At 64.5% G+C, this 21470-nt stretch carries 12 protein-coding genes and 1 riboswitch; of the genes, 5 read left to right on the top strand and 7 right to left on the bottom strand.

What is annotated here, in order from left to right; all coding sequences use genetic code 11:
- Positions 1 to 271: 271 nt before the first annotated feature.
- From cobD to F4Y38_08210, 5 genes are all read right to left on the bottom strand, one after another.
- Entirely contained in the window at positions 272 to 1234 is a 963-nt protein-coding gene (gene cobD, locus F4Y38_08230) for a cobalamin biosynthesis protein CobD (GenBank protein MXY49274.1), read from the bottom strand.
- Positions 1225 to 2406 (bottom strand): adenosylcobinamide amidohydrolase, encoded by a 1182-nt coding sequence (locus F4Y38_08225; protein MXY49273.1) that lies wholly within the window; start codon positions 2404 to 2406, stop codon positions 1225 to 1227. The genes cobD and F4Y38_08225 overlap by 10 nt, the downstream gene beginning before the upstream one ends.
- A complete protein-coding gene (locus tag F4Y38_08220) occupies positions 2388 to 2951 on the bottom strand; it encodes a cob(I)yrinic acid a,c-diamide adenosyltransferase (protein ID MXY49272.1) in 564 nt (187 codons plus the stop codon). The genes F4Y38_08225 and F4Y38_08220 overlap by 19 nt, the downstream gene beginning before the upstream one ends.
- A gap of 71 nt (positions 2952 to 3022) precedes the next feature.
- The gene (locus F4Y38_08215) at positions 3023 to 4039 is read right to left on the bottom strand and encodes an iron ABC transporter permease (protein MXY49271.1); all 1017 of its coding nucleotides are present in this window, start codon (positions 4037 to 4039) and stop codon (positions 3023 to 3025) included.
- An 11-nt stretch (positions 4040 to 4050) separates the two neighbouring features.
- On the bottom strand, positions 4051 to 4905 hold the full coding sequence (locus F4Y38_08210) for a heme ABC transporter ATP-binding protein (protein MXY49270.1): 855 nt from the start codon (positions 4903 to 4905) through the stop codon (positions 4051 to 4053).
- Between the two features lie 64 nt (positions 4906 to 4969).
- Positions 4970 to 5173, bottom strand: a riboswitch (cobalamin riboswitch).
- 279 nt (positions 5174 to 5452) lie between these two features.
- On the opposite strand from F4Y38_08210, the gene F4Y38_08205 reads away from it, so the two are divergent.
- Positions 5453 to 5725, top strand: coding sequence for a helix-turn-helix domain-containing protein (locus F4Y38_08205; GenBank protein ID MXY49269.1), 273 nt, complete (start codon positions 5453 to 5455; stop codon positions 5723 to 5725).
- A gap of 49 nt (positions 5726 to 5774) precedes the next feature.
- Here the strand turns inward: F4Y38_08205 and F4Y38_08200 are convergent, their stop codons facing one another.
- Positions 5775 to 6617 carry a hypothetical protein gene (locus tag F4Y38_08200; protein ID MXY49268.1) on the bottom strand — a complete coding sequence of 281 codons (843 nt, stop codon included), beginning with the start codon at positions 6615 to 6617 and terminating at the stop codon, positions 5775 to 5777.
- 9 nt (positions 6618 to 6626) lie between these two features.
- Positions 6627 to 7412: a phytanoyl-CoA dioxygenase family protein gene (locus F4Y38_08195; GenBank protein MXY49267.1), complete on the bottom strand. Its 786-nt coding sequence runs from the start codon at positions 7410 to 7412 to the stop codon at positions 6627 to 6629.
- 151 nt (positions 7413 to 7563) lie between these two features.
- Here F4Y38_08195 and F4Y38_08190 point away from each other — a divergent pair, with 151 nt between their 5' ends.
- The 4 genes from F4Y38_08190 to F4Y38_08175 all read left to right on the top strand — a co-directional run.
- Positions 7564 to 8550: a thiamine pyrophosphate-dependent dehydrogenase E1 component subunit alpha gene (locus F4Y38_08190; GenBank protein MXY49266.1), complete on the top strand. Its 987-nt coding sequence runs from the start codon at positions 7564 to 7566 to the stop codon at positions 8548 to 8550.
- Positions 8547 to 9524 carry an alpha-ketoacid dehydrogenase subunit beta gene (locus F4Y38_08185; GenBank protein ID MXY49265.1) on the top strand — a complete coding sequence of 326 codons (978 nt, stop codon included), beginning with the start codon at positions 8547 to 8549 and terminating at the stop codon, positions 9522 to 9524. The genes F4Y38_08190 and F4Y38_08185 overlap by 4 nt, the downstream gene beginning before the upstream one ends.
- 9 nt (positions 9525 to 9533) lie before the next feature.
- The gene (locus F4Y38_08180; GenBank protein ID MXY49264.1) at positions 9534 to 10868 is read left to right on the top strand and encodes a 2-oxo acid dehydrogenase subunit E2; all 1335 of its coding nucleotides are present in this window, start codon (positions 9534 to 9536) and stop codon (positions 10866 to 10868) included.
- A 27-nt stretch (positions 10869 to 10895) separates the two neighbouring features.
- Positions 10896 to 21470 (top strand): SDR family NAD(P)-dependent oxidoreductase (locus F4Y38_08175; protein ID MXY49263.1); only part of this gene is annotated, 10575 nt, incomplete at its 3' end.

Raw genomic sequence — 21470 nt, 5'->3', positions numbered from 1 at the left:
GAAGCGTGTTAAGGCAGGATGCCGAATGGTACTTGGCTGAACATCACGGAATGCACCAAACCGTCGAAGTCATGCGTAACAAGGTGTGGACATAGTCAAGCCAGTCACACGTAAATCGGATGTAACTTCAAACTAAAGACCGGTTAAACGATTGCGCAACAGGAAGATTCTATGGTAGGAGTAGCAGGTGTTACCGAGTACTCCGCCTCATTTTACGGCGTGGGAAAGTGACCGTTTGGTCGCGGTGAAACTTCCGTCGGTTTCATTTCTATTACGCCGGCACGACCATGGCTAAAATCGAGAGAGCGGTAGCTATAACGCACGTGACCACGACCAGGACGCGCATGTGGCGCAGGTCGCCGGCCTGGCCGCCTTCCGGATCGCCTTCGTCGCCGATCCAGATCTCCGTAACCAGCTTTCCATCCTGCCATATCGGCCCGATCAGCCTCCGCTGCACGGCACCGGCCGCCGCCGCTTCGCTCCAGCCGGAGTTCGGACCCGGAATCAGTCCATGCTGCCGCCATCCCACCGAGAGCGCCTTGCGACCCGAATATCCGGGCAGTAGCAACGCGACCGCCGCCATCAGCAGCCAGGTGAGCCGGGCGGGTACGAGATTGAACAGGTCGTCCAGCCGCGCCCCGCACCAGCCGAAGCGCAGATATCGGGGCGTCCGGTACCCCACCATGGAATCCATCGTGCTGATCACCTTGTAGAGCACGATGCCCGGCAACCCCAGCAGGGCATACCAGAAGACGGGCGCGATGAAGCCGTCCACGGCGTTCTCGCTCAGGCTTTCCATGCCTGCCCGCCGGCAGGCCGCGGCGTCCATGGCGGACGTATCCCGGCCGACCAGCATGGACACGGCCCGGCGCGCGCCATCCAGGTCCCCGGCGCGGTCGATGGCCATGCCGTGCCGGCACAGGTCCCGGAGCGCCACCATGCTGTAGATCACGAAGACCTGGTAAACCCCGTTCAGCACCGGATGCAGGCCGTTCAGCCACAGGGCCAACGCCGCGATGACGCCAACCCAGAAGGCAGAGAGCGCCAGGAACAGCATGCACCCGCCCGCGTACCCGTCCAGCCCGGTCCGGCGGAGCATGCGCTCGATGCCCGTGAGCGTAAAGCCCATCAGGCGCACCGGGTGCCACCGGTAGACCGGATCCCCCAGGATGCCGTCCAACGCGACCGCGCACAGGAGCAGAAGGGGGTGCGGCGCGAGAACCGTCAGGTCCATTTCAGGCGCCATCCCAGGGCTATCGCGTCATAGACGGCATCCAGCAACGCGTCTTCATGGACGGCAAGCTGTTCGTAACAGGCCGGCCAAGCCTCCGGTTTCGCCGCGACAGCGGAGGCCAGGACGGCAGCCTGCTGTCTCAGCAGCGGGGCGGCCAGTCCGGTAGAAAGCGTACCGTGCCTCACGCGGTCCCATACCGCCGCATAGGCGTACGCGGCGGCCGAAACACCCGGATCGTGGACGACCGACCGGATGTTCTTGTCCAGGAGCGCGTATTCTTCCGCGCCCAAGCGGCTTTCCATGGCGGGCAGAAACCGGTCGGCTTTGAACCCGTATCGTTTCAACGCGTGATAAAGGCTGCGCGTGCTGGAGGCTTCCAGTCCGTTCTGCCACCTCAGCGCCTCCAGGGTCGCCCGGCGGACGGACGAACCGATCAATTCGCCAAGTTTTGCGTGGTGACCCGCCCTGGCCTTGGACCGTTTCGCTTCGTCCAGGGGCGCGGCGATACAGTACTGGTCCGTGCCCGTCCCGGTCGCCAGGTCCTGGGAGTACCGGCTTGATACGGCCAGGTCCCGGAGGGCCGCCGACTTGCCCTCGGTCATGGTGACGACCGCGCGAGCCATGGCACCGGGCGTGAGCGGCCAGTTGACGAGCAGCATCGTATTGATCGTACCGTCGTGGGGATGTCTCTCATGGGGATGTCTCTCCATCTGCCCGGATTCCGCTTCATGCCAGTCCGCGGGATCGCCGGCGCAGCCCGCATTCCCTTCGACTCCGGCCGTCACGACGGCGCATACGCGCAGTTCGGCGAAGGTCTCCACGATCCGGGCGGCGTAGTTCATGTTCGCGGCCGTGCCCATCATTGCGACGGCTTCCGGTTCGAGCCCAAGCTCCTTGCACACGTGGTGGTGGTATCCCGTCTCGCCGAGTTCCAACATCCATTCGAAACGATCCAGGTGGCCCTGGCCCTCGACGCTTTGGTGGTTGACGAGAAAACGGACGCGGCCGGTCATTCCGCCGCTGCAGGCCGAGGTACTCAGCACCTGGTGGGGCGTGCGCAGTTCGGCAACGAGGAACCTTCCGTCTTTCTTGAGCAGGTAATGCTCTTGGCGTTCGAGTGTTTCTTCCAAATTCACCTCGGATACGTCCAATCCTACAACCTGCTGTCCCAAAGTGGTTCGTCGACGCCCCGTTCCTTGTTTTCATACCGTGACATGACGAAGAGCAGGTCGGAGAGGCGATTCAGGTAGGCCAGCACGAATGCCCCGATGGCCTCGTTGCGGGACAAGGCCGCTACTTCCCGTTCCGCGCGCCGGCAGACGGTCCGCGCAAGGTGGAGGTACGCGGCGCCCGGACACCCGCCGGGAAGGATGAAGTTCTCGAGCCGTCCAACGATGGGGTTCAGTTCGTCGATGATCGCTTCGAGTTTCTCCACGTGCCGGGTTTCGATCAGCGGGATCTGGTATTTCTCCTTGTCCTCTTCGGTAAAGCACAGGTCCGATCCGAGGTGAAACAACTCGTTCTGAATGACCGGCAGCGTTTCCGCAAGCCGCGGAGCCAGTCCGTGTGCGAGGGCGATGCCTATGACCGAGTTGAGTTCGTCCACGGTCCCGTAGCTCGCCACGCGGGGCGACTCTTTGGGTACGCGTTGCCGGCTGCCGAGGGCGGTGGTCCCGTTGTCGCCTTTGCGGGTGTATATCTTTGTAAGCCTGGGCATGCGATCTCCTTGGTTCAGACCCGGCGTTGTAGTTGAAGAAGGTGTTGCCGGTCCTATCCGGCGCGCCCGGTTCAGACCCGCCGTTGCCGGTGCAGCAGGTACAGGAAGAATGGAGCGCCGAGTAACGTGGTCAAGATGCCGATGGGCATTTCGGCCGGGGCCATGGCCGTCCGGGCGACCAGGTCGGCCAGCACCAGCAGCAAGGCGCCGGCCAGGGCGGCCATGGGCGTCAGGATGCGGTAGTCGGGCCCCACGATCAGCCGGACCATGTGCGGCGCCAGCAGGCCGACGAAACCGATGATGCCGCTCACCGATACCGCGGCCGCCGCTAGGCAGGCGGCCGCCGTCAGCAGGATCAGTTTGACCCGTTCGACGTGCACGCCCAGCTGGGACGCCTGCTCATCCCCCAGCAGCAGGACGTTCAGTTCCCGCGCGTATACGAGGACGACGGCCAGACCGACCGCCGCGTAGGGCACCAGCATCCAGACGTGGTCCCATCTCCGGGCGGATAGGCTGCCCATGAGCCAGAAGAGCAGTTGCCGCTGGTTCTCGCCGCCCATCACGAGCATGTAGGACGTAAAGGAAGTCGCCATGGCGCCGATCGCGATGCCCGTCAGAAGCAGAGTGGTCGAAGCCACGCGGCCTCCCCGGCGGGAGAAGGCGTACACCACCATGGTCACGGCCAGGCCGCAGAGGAACGCCGCGATGGATACCGCGTTCAGCCCGAGCATCCAGAATTGCAGATCCAGGGTGACCGCAACCGTGGCGCCCAGCGCGGCGCCGGCCGATATGCCCATGATATAGGGATCGGCCATGGGATTCTGGAAGAAGCCCTGCATCACCCCGCCCGAACTGGCCAGGGCGGCCCCTACAAGCACCGCCAGGAGGGTTCTCGGCAGGCGGATCTCCCAGACGATCGTGTCCGTCGCCGTCTTTGCCGCCTCGAGCGTGCCGCCTGGCCATAGGTGATCCGCCAGCACCTGCAGCACGGCGCCAGCCGGGATATATACGGCGCCCACTCCCATGGAGAAGACGCAGGCGACGAAGAGGATTACGGCCGTCAAGACCAGTATGAGGGGACGTTTCATCGTCAAGCCGGTCAGTCTCCCGGTTTCAGTATGATCTGCGGCGAACCCGAATAGGGGCTCTTTATTACAGTCACATCGGTCTCGAAGACCGCCTTGATGTGTCCCCGGGTCAGGATATCTTCGGGCGTGCCGTCGGTGTAGATACGCCCCTCCTTCAGCATCATAAGCCTGTGGCAGTACTCTGACGAGAGGTTGAGGTCGTGGGACACGCACAGCACGGCGAGTCCGTCGCGGGCGCACACGTGGCGAAGCAGATCGAAGATCTCGACCTGGTGGTTCAGGTCCAGGAAAGAGGTCGGTTCGTCCAGGAGAAGGATCGAAGGCTGCTGCGCCAGCGCCCGGGCGATGATGACCCGCTGCCTTTCACCGCCGGACAGTTCGTGTATGGGGCGGTCCCTGAAGGCGAGGCAGTCGGTCCGCCGCATGGCTTCGAGGGCGATTTCCCGGTCTTCCGGACCTTCTCGACGGAAGCGCCGAAGATGGGGCGTCCTGCCCATCATGACGACGTCCAGCGAAGAAAAGGCGAAGGTAACCGGCGTCTGCTGGGGAATGACGGCGACCTCGCGCGCGATCTCACGGACCGTGTAGTCCTGTAGCGGAGTCCCGTAGAGCGTGATGCGTCCCCGGCTCAGCGGAAGAATCCGCGTAAGCGCACGTATCAACGTGCTCTTTCCCGAGCCGTTCGGCCCGATCACCCCCAGCATCTCGCCCTGGCGCAGGTCGAACGACAGGCCCTCCAGCACCGGGCGACGATCGTAACCGCAGGAGAGGTCTTCAACGCGGAAGGCGGTTTCCACCCCTTTGGCGGTTTCCACGCTCACACCGACTCGTCCCCTTTCTGCACAAAAAAACCAGCCGCTCCGCAATGGAAGGGCTGGGTCGGGACGGCAGGCATGCGCATCCGGGCTCGGCCTCTCTGCTCACGGAGAAGCGTTCGCACAGCCTGCAGGCAGGTCTCCTGACTGACGGATCGTCCTACTCCTCAAGTCTTCCCGCCGGTCCTTGGACTCAGCCTGACCGGCAGTGACGAGTTTGAGTTTCGTCCCCGAACACAGTGGCGGGACCGTGATGGATTCGCACCATCTTCCCTTTTCAGCGTAATTGCTTACCGCCACCTGCGGCTGTATTCGATTGTCCTATCAATTTACTGATTGCGTTCATTTATGCAATGCAATTTGTAACCCGTCGTTGAATCTGACAAAATAAAACACCTTAGCAACAAGACGGTTGTAGCGGGTTTTACCTATTAACCTCGTACGGCAATGCCGTATATTAATTCTATGTACTGCTATATCGAGACTAGGCTTTTTACCCGTCTCGTTCGGGAATACCTGACCGATCATCAGTACTCGGAATCTGTGAGGGACAACATCGCCAATCATGTTTTGCGCAAGATCCGTTGGGAGGTGGAAAATGAATGAAGTTGAACGAGACGTTGGCAAGGAGATATTGGAAGGTCTTCAGGAAATCAAACGAGGTAAACACGGCCGCGTGATCAATGTGCCCGATATTACTGGGATTCGAAAGAAATCAGGATTATCGCAGGTCGAGTTCGCCCGATTGTTAGGTGTATCGGTACGAACACTGCAAGATTGGGAGCAAGGCCGCCGTCGTCCTTCAGGTGCTGCTCGAACTTTGATGATGATCGCGTCGAAGAATCTTCAGGCGGTACTGGATGTGGCGTGAGGAACTTGATTATTGTACAATTGTACATCTGATAGACCGCCCTACCACATCACGACCAGACGTAGACTTCCGGGTCGTCGGGGGAATAACCGATGAAGGTGGCCAGGACGATGCGCGGCTGGTCGCCCTCCACGGCGGGGACCTCGTGGATGAGGCGGGTGTTGAAGAAGTATAGATCGCCTTGCTCGAGGTCGACGGTGTAGCTGCTTACGCCGTTGCGCCGGGCGTATTCGGGGAAGGTATCGGTGGCGATGGACTCCTGCACCTCAGGCGTCCACATGCACTGGTGCAGGATGGCCTGGGTGCTGCGTCCCTCGTGCAAAGCGTTCTGGAAGCAAAGGACTCCGGCGAACTGGTGGCCGAAACGGGTCACGTCGTAGTCGAACCGCTTTTCCCGGAGCGTGACGTGGTCGATATGGGGCTTGTAGGTATGCCCCCCGTAGTGGATGCGGAAGATGGCCGGGCCGTACTTGCGGCCGTCGGGCTCCCGGGCGGTCATGACGCGCTTCTCTCCCGCGAGCGTGTCCAGCACCCCGTACAGTAGCTTCACGGGATCCTCATACCCATTGAACAGGGTCTCGTACAGGACGCGCGTTCCGACCGCGTGCATCAGAAAAGCCTCCTTGTCCGAACCCTTGTTCGCCAGGCTCGTGCCGATATCGATACGCAGGCGGCTGTCCTTTGCCGCGGCCTCCGGATCGGCTGGATTCCGCATCAGCCCCCGGTCGATAAACCGCTCGATCAGGGCCTGGCAATGGGCGGGCGAATAGGCCTGCCGGCATATGATCGCGGGAATCCGGCCCTCCGACAGGGCCAGGAGCGGATCGCTTTCGGCGGCCAGGATGGACTCCACGTCCGGTCCGAGGGGTTCCCACCGAGGGGTTTCAGTCATACAAGCTCCCTACACCCGCATCCGCAGCATGGGGTGGGCGAAGGAGACATCGATGTAAGCCCCGTCCCGCATGCGCTTCGTGCCGGGTGTCATGTAGTGGATGGCGAAGGCCCGGCGCGGCCGGTCGGTGACGTTGGCCGGGGTGTGGTGCATGGTCTGGCAATGGTGGAACATGGCGCCGCCCGCGGGCAGGTCGATCACCGTCGCCCTTTCCGCTGCGGCCTGGTCGCCCAGGTCGAGGAGGGAACTGGTCTCGGCCGACCGTTCATGGGAGACCAGGAGCCGGTGCGAGCCGGGAATCAGGTGCATGGCGCCGTTCGACACGTCCACGTCGTCCAGGGTGAGCCAGCAGCTCACCAGGTTCGCGGGGGTGCACTGCCAGTAGCCGTTGTCCTGGTGCCAGAAGACGGGACCGCCCTGCCGGGGCGGCTTGTAGAGGGCCTGGTCGTGGAAAAGCTGGATGTTCGGTCCCAACAGGGACTCGACGATATCCAGGATGGGCCCGTGGTAGAGCAGTTTCCTGAATTCGATGCTGCGTTCGCACATCTGCATGATTTGCAGCATCTGCGTCCGGGCTTTGCGCTTGCGCGACTTGTCTTCCGTGTCATCGATGGACAGGTTGCGGTAGCGGCCGCTTTCGCGCGCTGTTTCGAATACGCGGTCGTACTCCGCCCGAAGCGTTTCCACGTGGTCGTCGTCCAGTAACTTGCCGGCCACCAGGAACCCCTGGTCGTGGAACGCGCCGACCTCTTCGACGGTCAGTCCGCGATGGGTCTCGGACTGCTCCATAGCCATGTCGATCTCCCTTCAGGATGAAGCCGGACGGCGACCCGCCGGGAGGGAAAATCTACCTTGCCCCGCGGGAAGATCTACTTGTATTTTTGAAGGACATTCGACAATGTACAGGGCCGCGTGCAACAGGCAAGTTTTTTAGCCGGAGATCGTTATGTCCGTCGAACGCGAAAACCCGTTCGAACTTTATCGTTGGCTGTACCGGACCATGTTCACGATCCGGACGGTGGAAGAACGGCTGGCGAGGTCCTTCATGTCCGGGTTGATCCACGGCGCCTGCCATACCTACGTCGGCGAGGAGGCCGTAGCCGCAGGGGTATGCGCCGGATTGACCGATGACGACGCGGTCTTCAGCACGCACCGGGGCCACGGCCACGCGCTGGCCAAGGGGGTGTCGCCGGCCGCGCTCATCGCCGAGCTTTACGGCCGGGAGACGGGGATCTCCCACGGCCGGGGCGGCAGCATGCACCTCTTCGCTCCGGAGATCGGTCTCATGGGAACGAGCGGAATCGTGGGCCCCTGCATCCTGCAGGCCGCCGGCGCCGGCTACAGCGCCAGGCTGCTGGGCAACGGCAGCGTCGGAGTGGCCTTCTTCGGCGACGGCGCCGTAGGGAACGGCGCCTTTCACGAAGGGCTGAATCTCGCCGCCATCTACGACCTGCCCGTTCTCTTCGTCTGCGAGAACAACCTGTACGCGACCGAGGTGCCTTTCTCCCATGCTTCCAGGAACCCGGACGTGGCAACGCGCGCGTCCAATTACGGTATGCCGGGCGTCGGCGTGGACGGCAACGACGTGCTGGCCGTGCACGAAGCGGCCATCGAGGCGCTGCTGCGGGCACGGGCGGGAGAGGGACCGACCCTCATCGAAGCGAAGACGTACCGCACCCGTCCCCATGCCGAAGGGATGGGCCTCACCGGCGTATATCGCACCGAGGAAGAAGTCGCCGAGTGGCGGGAGAAGGACCCCATCTCGAGGTTCCGGCGCCGTATCCTGTCCGATGAAACGATGACGGAGTCCGATCTGGACCGGATCGAAGCCGACGTCCGGGCGGAAGTCGAAGAAGCGGAAAAGGAAGCGGCAGCCAGTCCCTGGCCCGAAGGCGGTACGGCGGATCGCCACGTATACCGGGAGACGGTATGACCGAGAAGACCTTCACCGAAGCCGCGCGGGAAGCCCTGTCCGACGCCATGGACGCGGACCCCGCCATATTCGTGGTCGGCGAAGGCGCGGGCGAACGCGGCGGCAACTTCGAGACTACGGCCGGTCTCTACGAGAAGCACGGTCCCTTAAGGCTCTGCGACACGCCCATCTGCGAACGGGGGTTCATCGGGATGTGCACGGGCGCGGCCATGACCGGCGCCCGGCCCGTCGTGGACTTCATGTTCACGGATTTCATCCTCGACGGCCTGGGCGAGCTGATCAACCAGACTTCCAAGATGCAGTACATGAGCAACGGCCGGCTGAAGATGCCCATGGTCCTTCGGGGCTGCATCGGCATCGGCCACTCCGCGGCGACCCATCATTCCGGCAGCTATTATCCGTTCTTCGTTCATATCCCGGGGTTCCGCGTGGCGCTGCCCTCCAATCCCGCGGATGCGAAGGGCCTGCTCGCCACGGCGCTGCGCAGCGAAGACCCCGTTTTCTTCATGGAGCACCGGCATCTGCTGAACCTGAAGGGGCCCGTGCCCGACGGCGAGCATCGGGTGCCCTTCGGACAGGCCGCGGTCGTTCGCGAGGGGGCCGATGCCACGGTCGTGGCGCTGACCGTCATGGTCCATCATGCCCTTCAGGTCGCGGAGGAACTTTCCGGCGAGGGGATTTCCCTGGAGATCATCGATCCGCGCACGGTGGCGCCCCTGGACGCGGACACCATCCTCGCGTCCGTGGGGAAGACGGGTAGGCTGCTCATCGTGGACGAGACCTTCATGCCTTGCGGGATCGGCGCGGAGATCTCCGCCCGCGTGACCGAACACGGCTTCGACGAGCTCGACGCGCCGATCAAGCGGCTGAACGGCGCCCACGTGCCCACGCCCTACAGTCCTTCTCTCGAGCAGGCCGTCGTCCCGGACCGGGCATCGATCGAACAGGCCGTCCGCGAACTGCTCGCGGAATAGGAACGGCTCATGCCCTACGAAATCGTCATGCCCCGGTTGGGCTGGAACATGGAAGAAGGCACGCTGGTCGAATGGCTGAAACAGGACGGCGATCCGATAATCCAGGGCGAAATGGTATGCACCATCGAGGGCGACAAGGCCGCGGCGGACGTCGAGTCTTTCGAGGCCGGTATCCTGAAGATCCCGGACGCATCGCCTCCGCCTGGCCAGACCGTGCCCGTGGGGACGTTGCTGGGTTTCGTCGTGGCCGAACACGAAATTGAGACCTTTGATCCGAATGCGGGGAGGGCGGGCGATGCCGGGAACGAGGACGTGGCGGTCGGACCCGCGGAGGGAACCGCGCCTGCCGGGACATCATTCCCGGATCCCGGTACCGGGACCGAACTCGAACGCGCCACGCCGGTAGCAACGGGCCTCGAACGCGGCGCCCCCGCCATCAGTCCCCGGGCCAAACGCGCGGCACATACGGCGGGCATCGACTGGCGGACGCTGGAAGGCACCGGACGATCGGGCCGGATCGTGGAAAGGGACGTGCTCGAAGCCGCCCGGCAGCACGAAGGTGCACGGCAGCACGAAGCAGCCCGGCCGCACGAAGCCGCGGTGGACGGGACGGACGGAAAGGCCGGCGCCGGCCACAGCGACATGCGGCAGGTCATCACAGGCCACGGCGAAATGCGGCAGGTCATCGCCCGGAGGATGGTCGAAGCCCATCAAACCACGGCGCCGGTCACCCTGAACACCGAGGCAGACGTAACCGCGCTTTCGTCGTTGTTCAAAGGTGCTTACCGCCCGTCCTGGTACGATCTGATGGCCGGGATCACCGCCGTCGCCCTGGCCGAGCATCCCGTCATGAACGCATCCTGGCGCGACGGCGTGGTGCTGAACGATGGCATCCACATCGGCATCGCGGTGGACACTTCCGGCGGGGTGATCGCGCCCGTCATCAGGGACGTTCCGGGCAAATCGCTCCAGGAGATTGCCGCGGCAACGAAAAGCCTGATCCAGGCCGCGCAGGACGGCGGCCTGACGCTCGAACAGATCGAGGGCGGTACCTTCACCCTGACCAACCTGGGCATGTATGACGTGGACGCTTTCACCCCGATCATACATTATCCCCAGTGCGCCATTCTCGGACTCGGACGGGCGGCGCCGAGGGTGGTCGTTGTCGACGAATCGAGCGGAAAGACCGGCGTGCGCCGCATGATGGCGCTCAGCCTGACCTTCGACCACCGGATCGTGGACGGCGCGCCGGCCGCACGGTTCCTGCAGCGGATCAAGCAACTGGCGGAAGTACCGGAATCGGTATTCGGCAGGGCGGGTGGCATCCAAAACAGACCCAGTTGACGAAAAAAACTCAAGTAGACGAAAGGGATGATCATGTCGATCGAAACATCACCACGGGCGAGCGAGAAAGCGGCTGGTCGATCCGGAGACACGACGAAGGGGAACGCCGTGCACGAACAGTCGATCGCGATCATCGGCATGGCCTGCCGGTTTCCCGGCGCACCGGACCTGGATTCGTTCTGGCGCCTGCTTGAAGCGGGTGGGAACGCGGTGACCGAGGGCGTCCCCGGATCGGGTAACGGGCGCATCGGCACGCTCTTCCCGGAAGGCGCGGTGATCAGCGACGGCTGCCGCTACGGCGCCTTCGTGGACGACATCGACCAGTTCGACGAGTCCTTCTTCCGGATCTCGCCGGTCGAAGCGCAGTTGCTGGATCCGCAGCAGCGGATGACACTGGAGACGAGCTGGCAGGCGCTGGAAGACGCGGGAATCGACCCGGACAGTCTGAAAGGCAGCCGAACCGGAGTCTACACCGGGATCAGCAACGACGAGTACCGCATGCTGGTCCTGGAATCCACCCGGCCCGCCGACGCCGCCTCCTGTCTCTACGCACTGAGCGGCACGAACCTCAACGGTACCTGCGGCAGGGTCGCCTTCGTGCTGGGGCTGATGGGTCCCGTAAAGGCGGTGGACGCCGCCTGCGCGTCGTCACTGGTATCGATCCATGACGCGGTGTCGGACCTGCAGCACGGCAAGGCGGACCTGGCTCTCGCTGGCGGCGTGCAAGCACTCCTGAATCCCCGTATTTACGAATTGCGCGCCGATTCCATGATGCTGTCTCCGGATGGGCAGTGCAAGACCTTCGACGCGTCGGCGAACGGCTACGTTCGGGGCGAAGGCTGCGGCGTGGTGGTTCTGAAACGGCTGAGCGAGGCGGAGGCCGCCGGCGACCGGATCTGGGGCGTGATCCGCGGTTCGGCCATAAACCACGGCGGTGCCAGCACGGGCCTGACCGTCCCCCATACCCCCGCGCTCATCCGGGTGATCGAAGACGCGCTGGACCAGGCGGGCATATCGCCTACGGACGTGGAGTACCTGGAGGCGCACGGGACCGGTACGACCGTGGGCGATCCGATAGAGATCGACGCCGTATCCGAAGTCTACTGCCGGGGACGGGACGCCGATCATCCGCTGCTGACGGGTTCTGTGAAAACCAATCTCGGCCACCTGGAGTCGGCCGCGGGCGTGGCCGGACTGATCAAGGCGGCCCTGGTGGTGAAGCACGGGGTTATTCCGAAGCACCTCCACTTCCACGACCCGAACCCCGGTATCGATTGGGATAACCTTCCCATACGGGTTACCACGGAGATGATGGACTGGCCGCGTACTGACGGGCGCACGCGCATGGCGGGCGTGAATTCCTTCGGTATTTCCGGGACCAACGCCCACATCGTGGTGGAGGAATACCGCACGCCGGATGAAGCGGGGGACGGTGGCCACGAGGCCGCCGGATCGCCGGTCGCCGTGGCTGCTTCATTGCCTGAATCGGTGGCTGACGCGCCTGTGCCGTCCGATGACCTGGGACAGCGCAAGACCCGATTGCTACCACTGTCGGGCAAATCGGAAAGCGCGTTGCGCGAACTGGCCGGCCGCTACCTGTCCTGGCTAGACCAGCGGACCGGGCGGACCGAAGAATCGCACCCCGTCGACAGCGACGGCGAGGCCGGCCTGGAAGGGTGCCTTTTGGATATGGCGTGGACATCGGGCGTGGGCAGAAGTCATTTCGATCACCGTACGGGCGTTGCCTTCCATGACATCGGTTCATTGCGGGAACGGCTCACCGAACTGACCGAAGCCGGCCCGATCGAGCATGCCCTGAAACCGGCGAAGGTCGCGTTCGTCTACACCGGGCAGGGAAGCCAGTGGGTCGGCATGGGCCAGGCGCTCTACGAACAGGAACCCGTAGCCCGTGCGGTACTGGACCGCTGTGAAGCGGTGTTCCAGGAGGTCCGCGGGACCTCGCTGCTGGATGTGATGTTCGGCCGTAACGAAGCGGCAGGACCGCTGAACGACACGGCCTGGGAGCAACCGGCGCTTTTCGCATTGGAATGTGCGCTGACGGCACTCTGGTCGAGCGTTGGCGTGCAGCCGGCCGTGGTCATGGGCCACAGCGTCGGCGAACTGGCCGCGGCGCATGCCGCGGGAGTATTCGGCCTGGAAGACGGGATGAAGTTCGCCGCCACGCGGGGCACCTTGCTGTCCGGTACCGAAGAAGGTGCCATGGCCGCGGTTTTTGCGCCCGCGGAACGGGTCGCAGCCGAACTGGAAGCCCTGAACGGGGCGTCCGGCAGTGCCGAAACGGCCGGCGATATCGAAGCGGCCGGCGGAATCGGGTGCAATATCTCGGCGGACAACGGGTCGCACCAGGTGGTAAGCGGAACGGTCCCGGGCGTCGAAGCCGTCATGAGACACTTCGAGTCGGCGGGGATCCGCGCAAGACGGCTGAATACCACCAGGGCCTTCCACAGCGCGCTGGTGGAACCGGCCCTGGACGCGCTGGAATCCTCACTGGACGGGGTGGCCATCGGTACCCCGTCGATTCCCGTGGTGAGCAATCTGACCGGACGGGAAGTAGCTTCCGATCACCTGTTCGACGGGGCCTACTGGACACGGCACGCCCGGGAACCCGTGGCCTTTGCCCGGAGTGTCGGCACCCTGGCCGCCCTCGGCGTGGACCTGGTCGTCGAGATCGGTCCGCATGCGATCCTGGCTCCCCTAACCGTCTCGGCCTGGCCGGAAACTCCGCAGACACCGGCGCCCAAAGTGCTCCCCAGTCTCACCCGTCCCTCCGATGATTCGCCGATACCGGAAGTGGGCAGTCTCGTAAACGCAGTGGCGGCGGCGTATGAGGCCGGCCTGCCGATACGATTCGAAGGACTCTTCGCCGGGGAATCCAGGCGGAGAATCTCGTTGCCGGGGTACCCGTTCCAACGCCAGCGGCACTGGGTCGAAGCGCCGAAGCAACGTCGGAGCGGCGCTGGCCATCCCCTGCTGGGAGACCGTCACGAGTCCGCCCGCGGCGAGATCACGTTCGAAACGGAGATCTTCCCCACGGATCCATCCTGGCTGAGCGACCACCGCGTTTTCAACCGCGTCCTGGCTCCAGGCGCCCTGTACGGTTCCATGGCCTGTGCCGTATCGATGCTTGAAGGAAGCGGTCCGATGGTTTTGGAAGACATGCAGTTACACAACGCGATGGTCTTCGAAGACGGAGAAGGGGCCGAGAACGGACGACGGGTTCAGGTCGTGATCGATACGGTGAAACCGGATGCATCCAGAGGCCTGCAGATCTACAGCAAGGGGAACGAAGAAGAATGGACGGTCCACGTAGAAGGGCACATCTCATCGGGCGCCCCCGATCCGGGAGACGGCCCGATCGGTCCAGGCGCCCAGTCCGGCCAGTCCGGCCGGGTTGACCGGCAGGTCGACCTGGAAGCGCTGAAAGACGGACTCTCGCCCGTGGACGTCGCGGGCTACTATCGCCACCGTGCGAGTACGGGGGTCGATCTCGGTCCCAGCTTCCGCACGCTCGGTAACGCATGGTCCCGGCCGGGCGAGGCGGTGGCGGAGGTATCTTTAACGGAACCCCACGACAGGGACGGGTTGGACGTGCATCCGCTCGTCCTCGACGGATGCTTCCAGGTCATGGGCGTTGCGCGGAACGTGGCGGAGACCGAAGGCGGAGCGACCTACCTGCCCTTCGGCTGGGAGCGGATGTGGCTGGCGGGGCCGCTGCCGGACCGGGTGGTCTGTCACGTGCTGCTGGGCGAATCCTCGCGCGGCGCCGAGGCGAACCCGGACGAGACGCCGAAAGTACTGAGCGGCGAGATGCGGATTTACGATCCGAACGGCGCCCTGGTCGGCCGCCTGAGTGGATACACGGTGAAACGGGCGACCCGGGCGGCCCTACTGGCGGCGGTCGAGGGCGTGAATGACCTGCTGTACGAGGTCGTTTGGCGCGAGCGCCCCCTGGCCCCGGGTATCGAAGCGGCGGACTTCTTCCCGAGTCCGTCGGAGATCGCGGGCAACGCACAGTCGTTTACGGACTACCTGACCGACGCCGGCGTGGATCCGGAGAACCGGAACGCCCTGCTGGCGGACCTGGAGCGATGGTCGCGGTCCCGCGCACTCGCGTCGCTGGAAGAACTGGGATGGCAGCGTGAGAAGGGCGTGGTGGTGGATCCCGACGATCTCCGGCAGGCGCTGGGCGTCCTGCCCGAACACACCCGCCTCTTTCGCCGGCTCTTCGAGATGCTTGCCAGATCCGGCGTAATGGAGGAGCGGGACGACGGATTCCGCGTGGTTGTGGGTCCGGAGGATCCGCTCCCTGGACACATGCCCGCCGACCTCGAGGCCTTCGCCGACTGGATGAAGGACAGGTATGACCAGGGCCAGATCGAGATCGGGCTGTTCCTGCGGTCCGGCCTCGCCCTGGCGGAGGTGCTTCGTGGAAAAGAGGACCCGCTGACCCTCCTGTTCAGCAGCGGAGAACCGACGGCGGGCGATCTATATCTGAAAGCGCCCGTCGCGCGGGCCGCGAACAGGATGCTCACGGAGGCGGTGCAGGCCCTCGTGACCACACTGCCGGATGGACGGCGCCTCAGGGTGATCGAAGTCGGGGCCGGCACGGGGTCCGCGACCGCGTCCGTGTTGCCCGAGCTTCCGGATGGCCGATTCGTATACACCTACACGGATATCTCCGCGGGCTTCTTCTCCGAGGCGGAAGCCCGGTTCGGCGACCGTAGCGGAGCCATCGAATATCGCCCGCTGGATATCGAGAAGGATCCGATCGAGCAGGGATTCGAACCCCATGGTTACGACCTGCTGATCGCGTCGAATGTACTGCACGCGACACGGTACCTGACAGAGACCCTCGGTCACTGCAGGGATCTGCTCGCGCCGTCCGGCCATCTGATTGCCCTCGAGAACCTCAGCGGACTGGGTTGGATGGACCTGACTTTCGGACAGCTCGACGGCTGGTGGCGGTTCGCCGACGATTACCGGCCCCACCACGCGCTGGCAGGGCCCGACGTATGGAAGCAGGCTCTTGGCGACGCGGGATTCGCGGAAGCGGAAGTGCTGGGACCCGACGGACCGGATACATCGGACGCATCCACGATCCTGGACAAAGGCGTGATCGTGGCCCAGGGCCCGGCGAAGGTGTCCGAGCCTTCCGGCGCGTGGATCCTCACCGAGGACCGGGCGGGACGGGCAGCGGAACTCGCGTCCGCGCTGGCGGCACGGAACCAGACGGTCTACCTGGTGCGGGACGGCGATGCAGCGGACGGTCAGCCTGCCGCAACCGGCCCGGGTATCGTCAGGACCGCCGTGGAATGGGGGCAACGCGAATCGTGGCGAACGCTGATCGAAGGCCTGCCGCAGGACGTACCGTTCAGCGGCATTGCACATCTGGCCGGCCTGGATGGCCCCGGTGCGCAGGCCGCCACGCTAGAACTGGCCGCGGAAGTGCAGCGTGCCGGAGCCAGCGCCCTCGCCCTCGTGCAGGGATTGATCGACACCGATTCGACCCCGACCAGGGGCGTCTGGTTCGTTACCCGCGGATCCCAAGTGCTGGAACGGGAACTCGGCGGTGAACTGGCGGGCGCCGCCCTTTGGGGCTTCGGCAAGGGGGTGGCCCGCGAAGCGCCCCATCTGCAACCACGGATGCTGGATCTGGACCCCGCGGAGCTCGCGCCGGATCCCGATCTCGTCAATGAACTCATGTATCCGGACGATGAGAACCACATCGTCTACCGGCGGGAAGGCCGCATGGTGGCACGGCTGGTTCACATGGGAGACGGATCCGACCGCCTGGACTTTCCGGAAGACCAGGAATGGGTGCTGGCGCCCGACCCTGCGGGCGTGTTCGACCAACCCTTTGTACAGCCGCTCCCGCCGCGCCCGCTCGAACCCCGGGAAGTCCGGGTCGCCGTCGAGGCGGCAGGACTCAATTTCTGGGATGTATTCCGGTCCCTCGGTTTCATCGAAGAGGGGCTCCTGGGCCGGGAGATGTGCGGCGTGATTACCGAGGTGGGCGACGAAGTATCGTCCGTCTCCGTGGGCGATCACGTAGTGGGACTGGGCTTCGGCGCCTTCGCGCCGCTTATGATCACCCATGGGGACCTCGTAGCGCCCGCACCGGAGGGGTTCTCCGTCTCCGGGCTCGCCACGGTGCCCAGCGCCTTCGTATCCGCCGCGCTTTCCTTCGAGTACTCGGGACTCGAGGCGGGAGAAAAAGTGCTCATTCACGCCGGCGCCGGCGGGGTGGGCCTGGCGGCCGTCCAGCTGGTTCAGGCCGCGGGGGCCGAGGTCCATGCCACGGCAAGCGCCCCGAAGCAGGCCTATCTCCGTTCGCTGGGCGTTGAACACATTTACGACAGCCGCACGACGGCATTCGGAGCGGAGATCCTCGAAGCCACGGATGGCGAAGGGGTGGACGTGGTCCTGAACAGCCTGACGGGCGAGGGGTTCATCGACGCCAGCCTGTCCTGCCTCAAGCCCGATGGCCGATTCGTGGAGATGGCCCGTCGCGACATCCTGACCGGGGACGAGATGGCCGCGCTCCGTCCCGACGTGGCCTACGACATCCTGGAACTGGATGTACTGAAGAAGACGGATCCCGCCTGGGTCGGCCGCGTCCTCAGAGGAATCATGGCACGCATGGTTTCGGGAGAACTCAAACCCATCATCCACAGCCGCTGGCCCCTGGCCGAAGCGGGCGCCGCCCTGTCCTTCATGCGGTCCGCCCGCCATCTCGGAAAGATCGTCGTGACGCCGCCCCCGCTGGTCACAGGCCGATTGAAGAAGGACCGCACCTACCTGGTGACGGGGGGACTGGGCGGCATCGGTTGCGCGGTGGCCGGCTGGCTCGCGGACCGCGGCGCCGGCACGATCGTGCTTAACGGCCGTCGCCAGCCGGACGCGGAAGCCGAAGAAGCCATACAGGAACTCCGTGAGCGGGGTGCAACGGTAAAGGTGGAACTGGCGGACGTGACCGACCTGGACGCGGTGGACGCGATGCTCGAGCGCATGGACCGGGAACTGCCTCCCCTGGGTGGGGTGATCCACAGTGTAGGCGTGCTGTCGGACGGCGCGCTGGGGAACCAGCGCTGGGAGAACTTCGAGACCGTGTTGCGGCCCAAGATACTGGGCGCCTGGCATCTGCACCAGGCAACCCGGGACCGGGACCTGGATCTGTTCGTGCTCTTCTCGAGCCGAGTCGGCGTCATGGGCAACCCGGGCCAGGCGAACCACGCCATGGCCAACGCGTTCCTGGACCAGTTGGCCGGCCACCGGCGGGCACTGGGGCTTCCGGGCCAGGCCATCGCCTGGGGCGCCTGGTCGGAGATCGGCGAGGCGGCGGAGCAGAAGGAACGGATCGAAAGCCAGCGCGCGGCCCTCGGCGGCCGCTGGTTTACCCCGCAGCAGGGCCTGAGGGCGCTGGACCGGCTGGTCCGGCAGGACGGGACTCATTCCGTGGTCATGGCGATGGACTGGGCCGTGTTCGAAGAAGCGGCGGAAAGCCGGCCGCCCTTGCTCGAGGACCTGCTTGCGGCAGCCCAGGAGGCGGCGGAAGAGGCGCCGGAATCCTCCTCGGACGACGTCCTGACCCGCCTGCGGAACACACCATCCGCGGAGCGGGAGAATGTGTTGGTTTCCTTTCTGCAAGGGGAAGTGCAGTCGGTGCTTCGGTTGTCGTCCACCCCCGCGCCTACCGTGGGGTTTTTCGACCTCGGCATGGATTCGCTGATGGCGGTCGAGCTGAGGAACCGGTTGAACCGCGCACTTTCGGGCAGCTACACGGCGCCCAACACCCTTGTCTTCGACTATCCGGATATCTCGTCTCTCGCCACCCACCTGATGGACGAGATCGGCGACGCGGAATTGGAAAGCGGCGATCCTGGATCCGGCGGCGGCAGCGGAAGCGAAGCCGCGGGTTCGGAAGCGCCTGCCGGATCCGGCCGCTTTGCTATCGCCGCACCGGATGCGCCCGCCAGGCAGGAGAGCAGTGCCTCTGCTGCCCCGCTTGCACCCACCGGGCCCGCAAGCGGCGCCGTGGCTCGGACCGAAAACGAAGGCATTGCCATCATCGGCATGGCGTGCCGTTTTCCCGGCGCGCCGGACCTGAATGCCTTCTGGAGCATGCTGGAAGAAGGTACGGATGCCGTCACAGACGTGCGTCCCGACACTGGATCGGCGAGTGTATCGCCGGATGGGCTGGACCAGGGCGACGAAGGTTGGCGTCGCGCTGGGTTCATAGACGACATAGACCAGTTCGATGCGAGGTTCTTCAGGGTATCGCCACTGGAAGCGCGCAGCATGGATCCCCAGCAGCGGCTCCTGCTGGAGACGAGTTGGCACGCGATCGATGACGCGGGAATCAATCCGGATCGGCTCCGAGGTTCGCGTACGGGGGTGTACACGGGTGTATCTTCCAGCGAGTATCGTGATCTGATGAAGAACCGGGGAGGCGGCGTCAATTTCCTGGGTACGGCCAGAAGCCTGACAGTAAGCCGGATTTCCTTCTTGTTGGGCCTGGAAGGTCCCTCGGTACCTCTGGAACTGAATTGTGCGTCGGCCCTGTTTGCCGTGCACCAGGCCGTGGCCAGCCTTCGTCTAGGAGAAGTGGATATGGCCTTGGCAGGAGCGGTAAATACGGTGCTGTCCCCCGATATCACGTCGGAAATGGCCTACCTGGGCATGCTGTCCAATAAAGGTCGTTGCTACGCCTTCGACGCCAAAGCAGACGGTTTCGTTAGAGGCGAAGGCTGCGCCGTGGTCGTGTTGAAACGATTGAGCGCGGCCCAGGCGGACGGCGACCGCATCTGGGGCGTCATCCGGGGTTCGGCGGTCAACCAGAACGGTGCGACCGCGGGGCCCACGGTGCCCAATGGTCCGGCGCAGGAACGGGTGATCGAGGACGCGCTGGCGCAGGCGGGCGTCGATCCCGCGGAAGTGGACTATCTGGAGGCCCACGGCGCCGGTTCGGCGCTGGGCGACTCGATCGAGGTGCAGGCGGCCGCCGCGGTTTACGGCAGGGGACGCGCGCCGGACCGGCCGCTCCTGGTCGGATCGGTGAAGACCAATATCGGCCATCTCGAGTCCGCCGCCGGCCTCGCCGGACTGATCAAGGTGGTCATGGCAATTCGCCACAGACGTATCCCGAAACAACTGCATTTCGAGAAACCAAACCCTAACGTGGACTGGGACCGGCTTCCCGTGCGGGTGACGTCAGAAGCGGTGGACTGGCCGGTCCATCCCGGCCGGACGCATCGCGCGGGGGTCAGCGCCTTCGGCATATCCGGGGCGAACGCCCACGTGTTGGTCGAAGGCTATGGGACGGGCGACGAGAACGTGCAACCGGCGGAAACTGAGATCGAAGCGGCCGGCGCCCCGCAAACCGTCGCGTTGAAACTGCCTCCGGGCGTCCCGGAACCGCAACGAGACAACGAGCGCCCCGTGGAGCGGACGTATCGGCTTCTGCCACTCTCGGGCAAGAACCCGGCGGCACTCAGGGAACTCGCCGGAAGTTACCTGTCCTGGCTGGATCGAAATCTCCCGGCCGGTTCGGGCGCGGAATCGGAAGAGGAGTTCCTGGCGGACATGGCCTGGACCGCGAGCATGGGAAGAAGCCATTTCAATTGCCGGAACGGCGTGGTGTTTCGTAGTGTTGCAACGCTCCGCGAAGGACTGGAGGAACTCGCGTCGAATGAGGCCAGTTTAGATTCCGTCGAGTCGAACTCGATCAATGTGGCCGCGGCTGCGCCGAAGGTGGCGTTCGTATATGATAGTTGGGACGACGGATGGCGGGATATCGGCAAGCGCCTGTACGATTCGGAACCCGTGGTACGAGGCGTCCTGGATCACTGCGAAGCGCTGTTCCGCGGAGAAACGGACGTCTCCCTGCTCAATCCCCTGTTCGACGAGGAAGGGGCGGAGCATCCGATCGACGATCCGGCCTGGGCGGACCCGGCGGCCTATGCGCTTCAGTGCGCGATCACCGCCCTGTGGTCCAGCCTGGATGTACGGCCCTCGGCAGTCTGTGGCCGCAACGTCGGGGAGATCGCAGCCGCGCAGGCTGCCGGAGCGTTCACGCTCGACGAGGGACTCCGCATCGCACTGGCGCGCGGTGAGATCGCCAGGACCATGGATATGGGGCGCGATGTATCGGCAGCCGCAGAAGCATCAAAGACCAGGCTGGATGAGATATCCGTATCGACGCCGTCACTCACGATCATCAGCGGAGCCACGGGAGAAAGGGTGGGATCGGCGGAGATGGCGGACCTGGACCGCTGGGTCCATCGGACAGTCGAAGGCGAGGGATCGCACGACGGCCAGGTATCGAGCCAGGGATCGGGCCAGGGATCGGGCCAGGGGTCGGGCGCTTCCGCGCGAAACCTGGCCGGTCTTGCCGTGAATACGCTGATCGAGATTGGCCCGGTATCGAAGATTGCGGCGGGTATTACCGAAGCATGGCCGGAGAAGCCGGCGGATGAAGCCGCCGCGGCACCCGTCCTGTTCGGCAGCCTCGCTCATGCCGCGGATGAAATCGACGAGGAGGAAATAGACGGGTTCCTTCAAGCGGTGAAGACGGCCTACGAT

It is taken from the genome of Gemmatimonadota bacterium (assembly GCA_009838645.1).
GTDB lineage: Bacteria > JAAXHH01 > JAAXHH01 > JAAXHH01 > JAAXHH01 > JAAXHH01.
The sequence above is the reverse complement of the archived record's forward strand: the minus strand, read 5'-3'. Positions and strand labels throughout refer to the sequence as shown.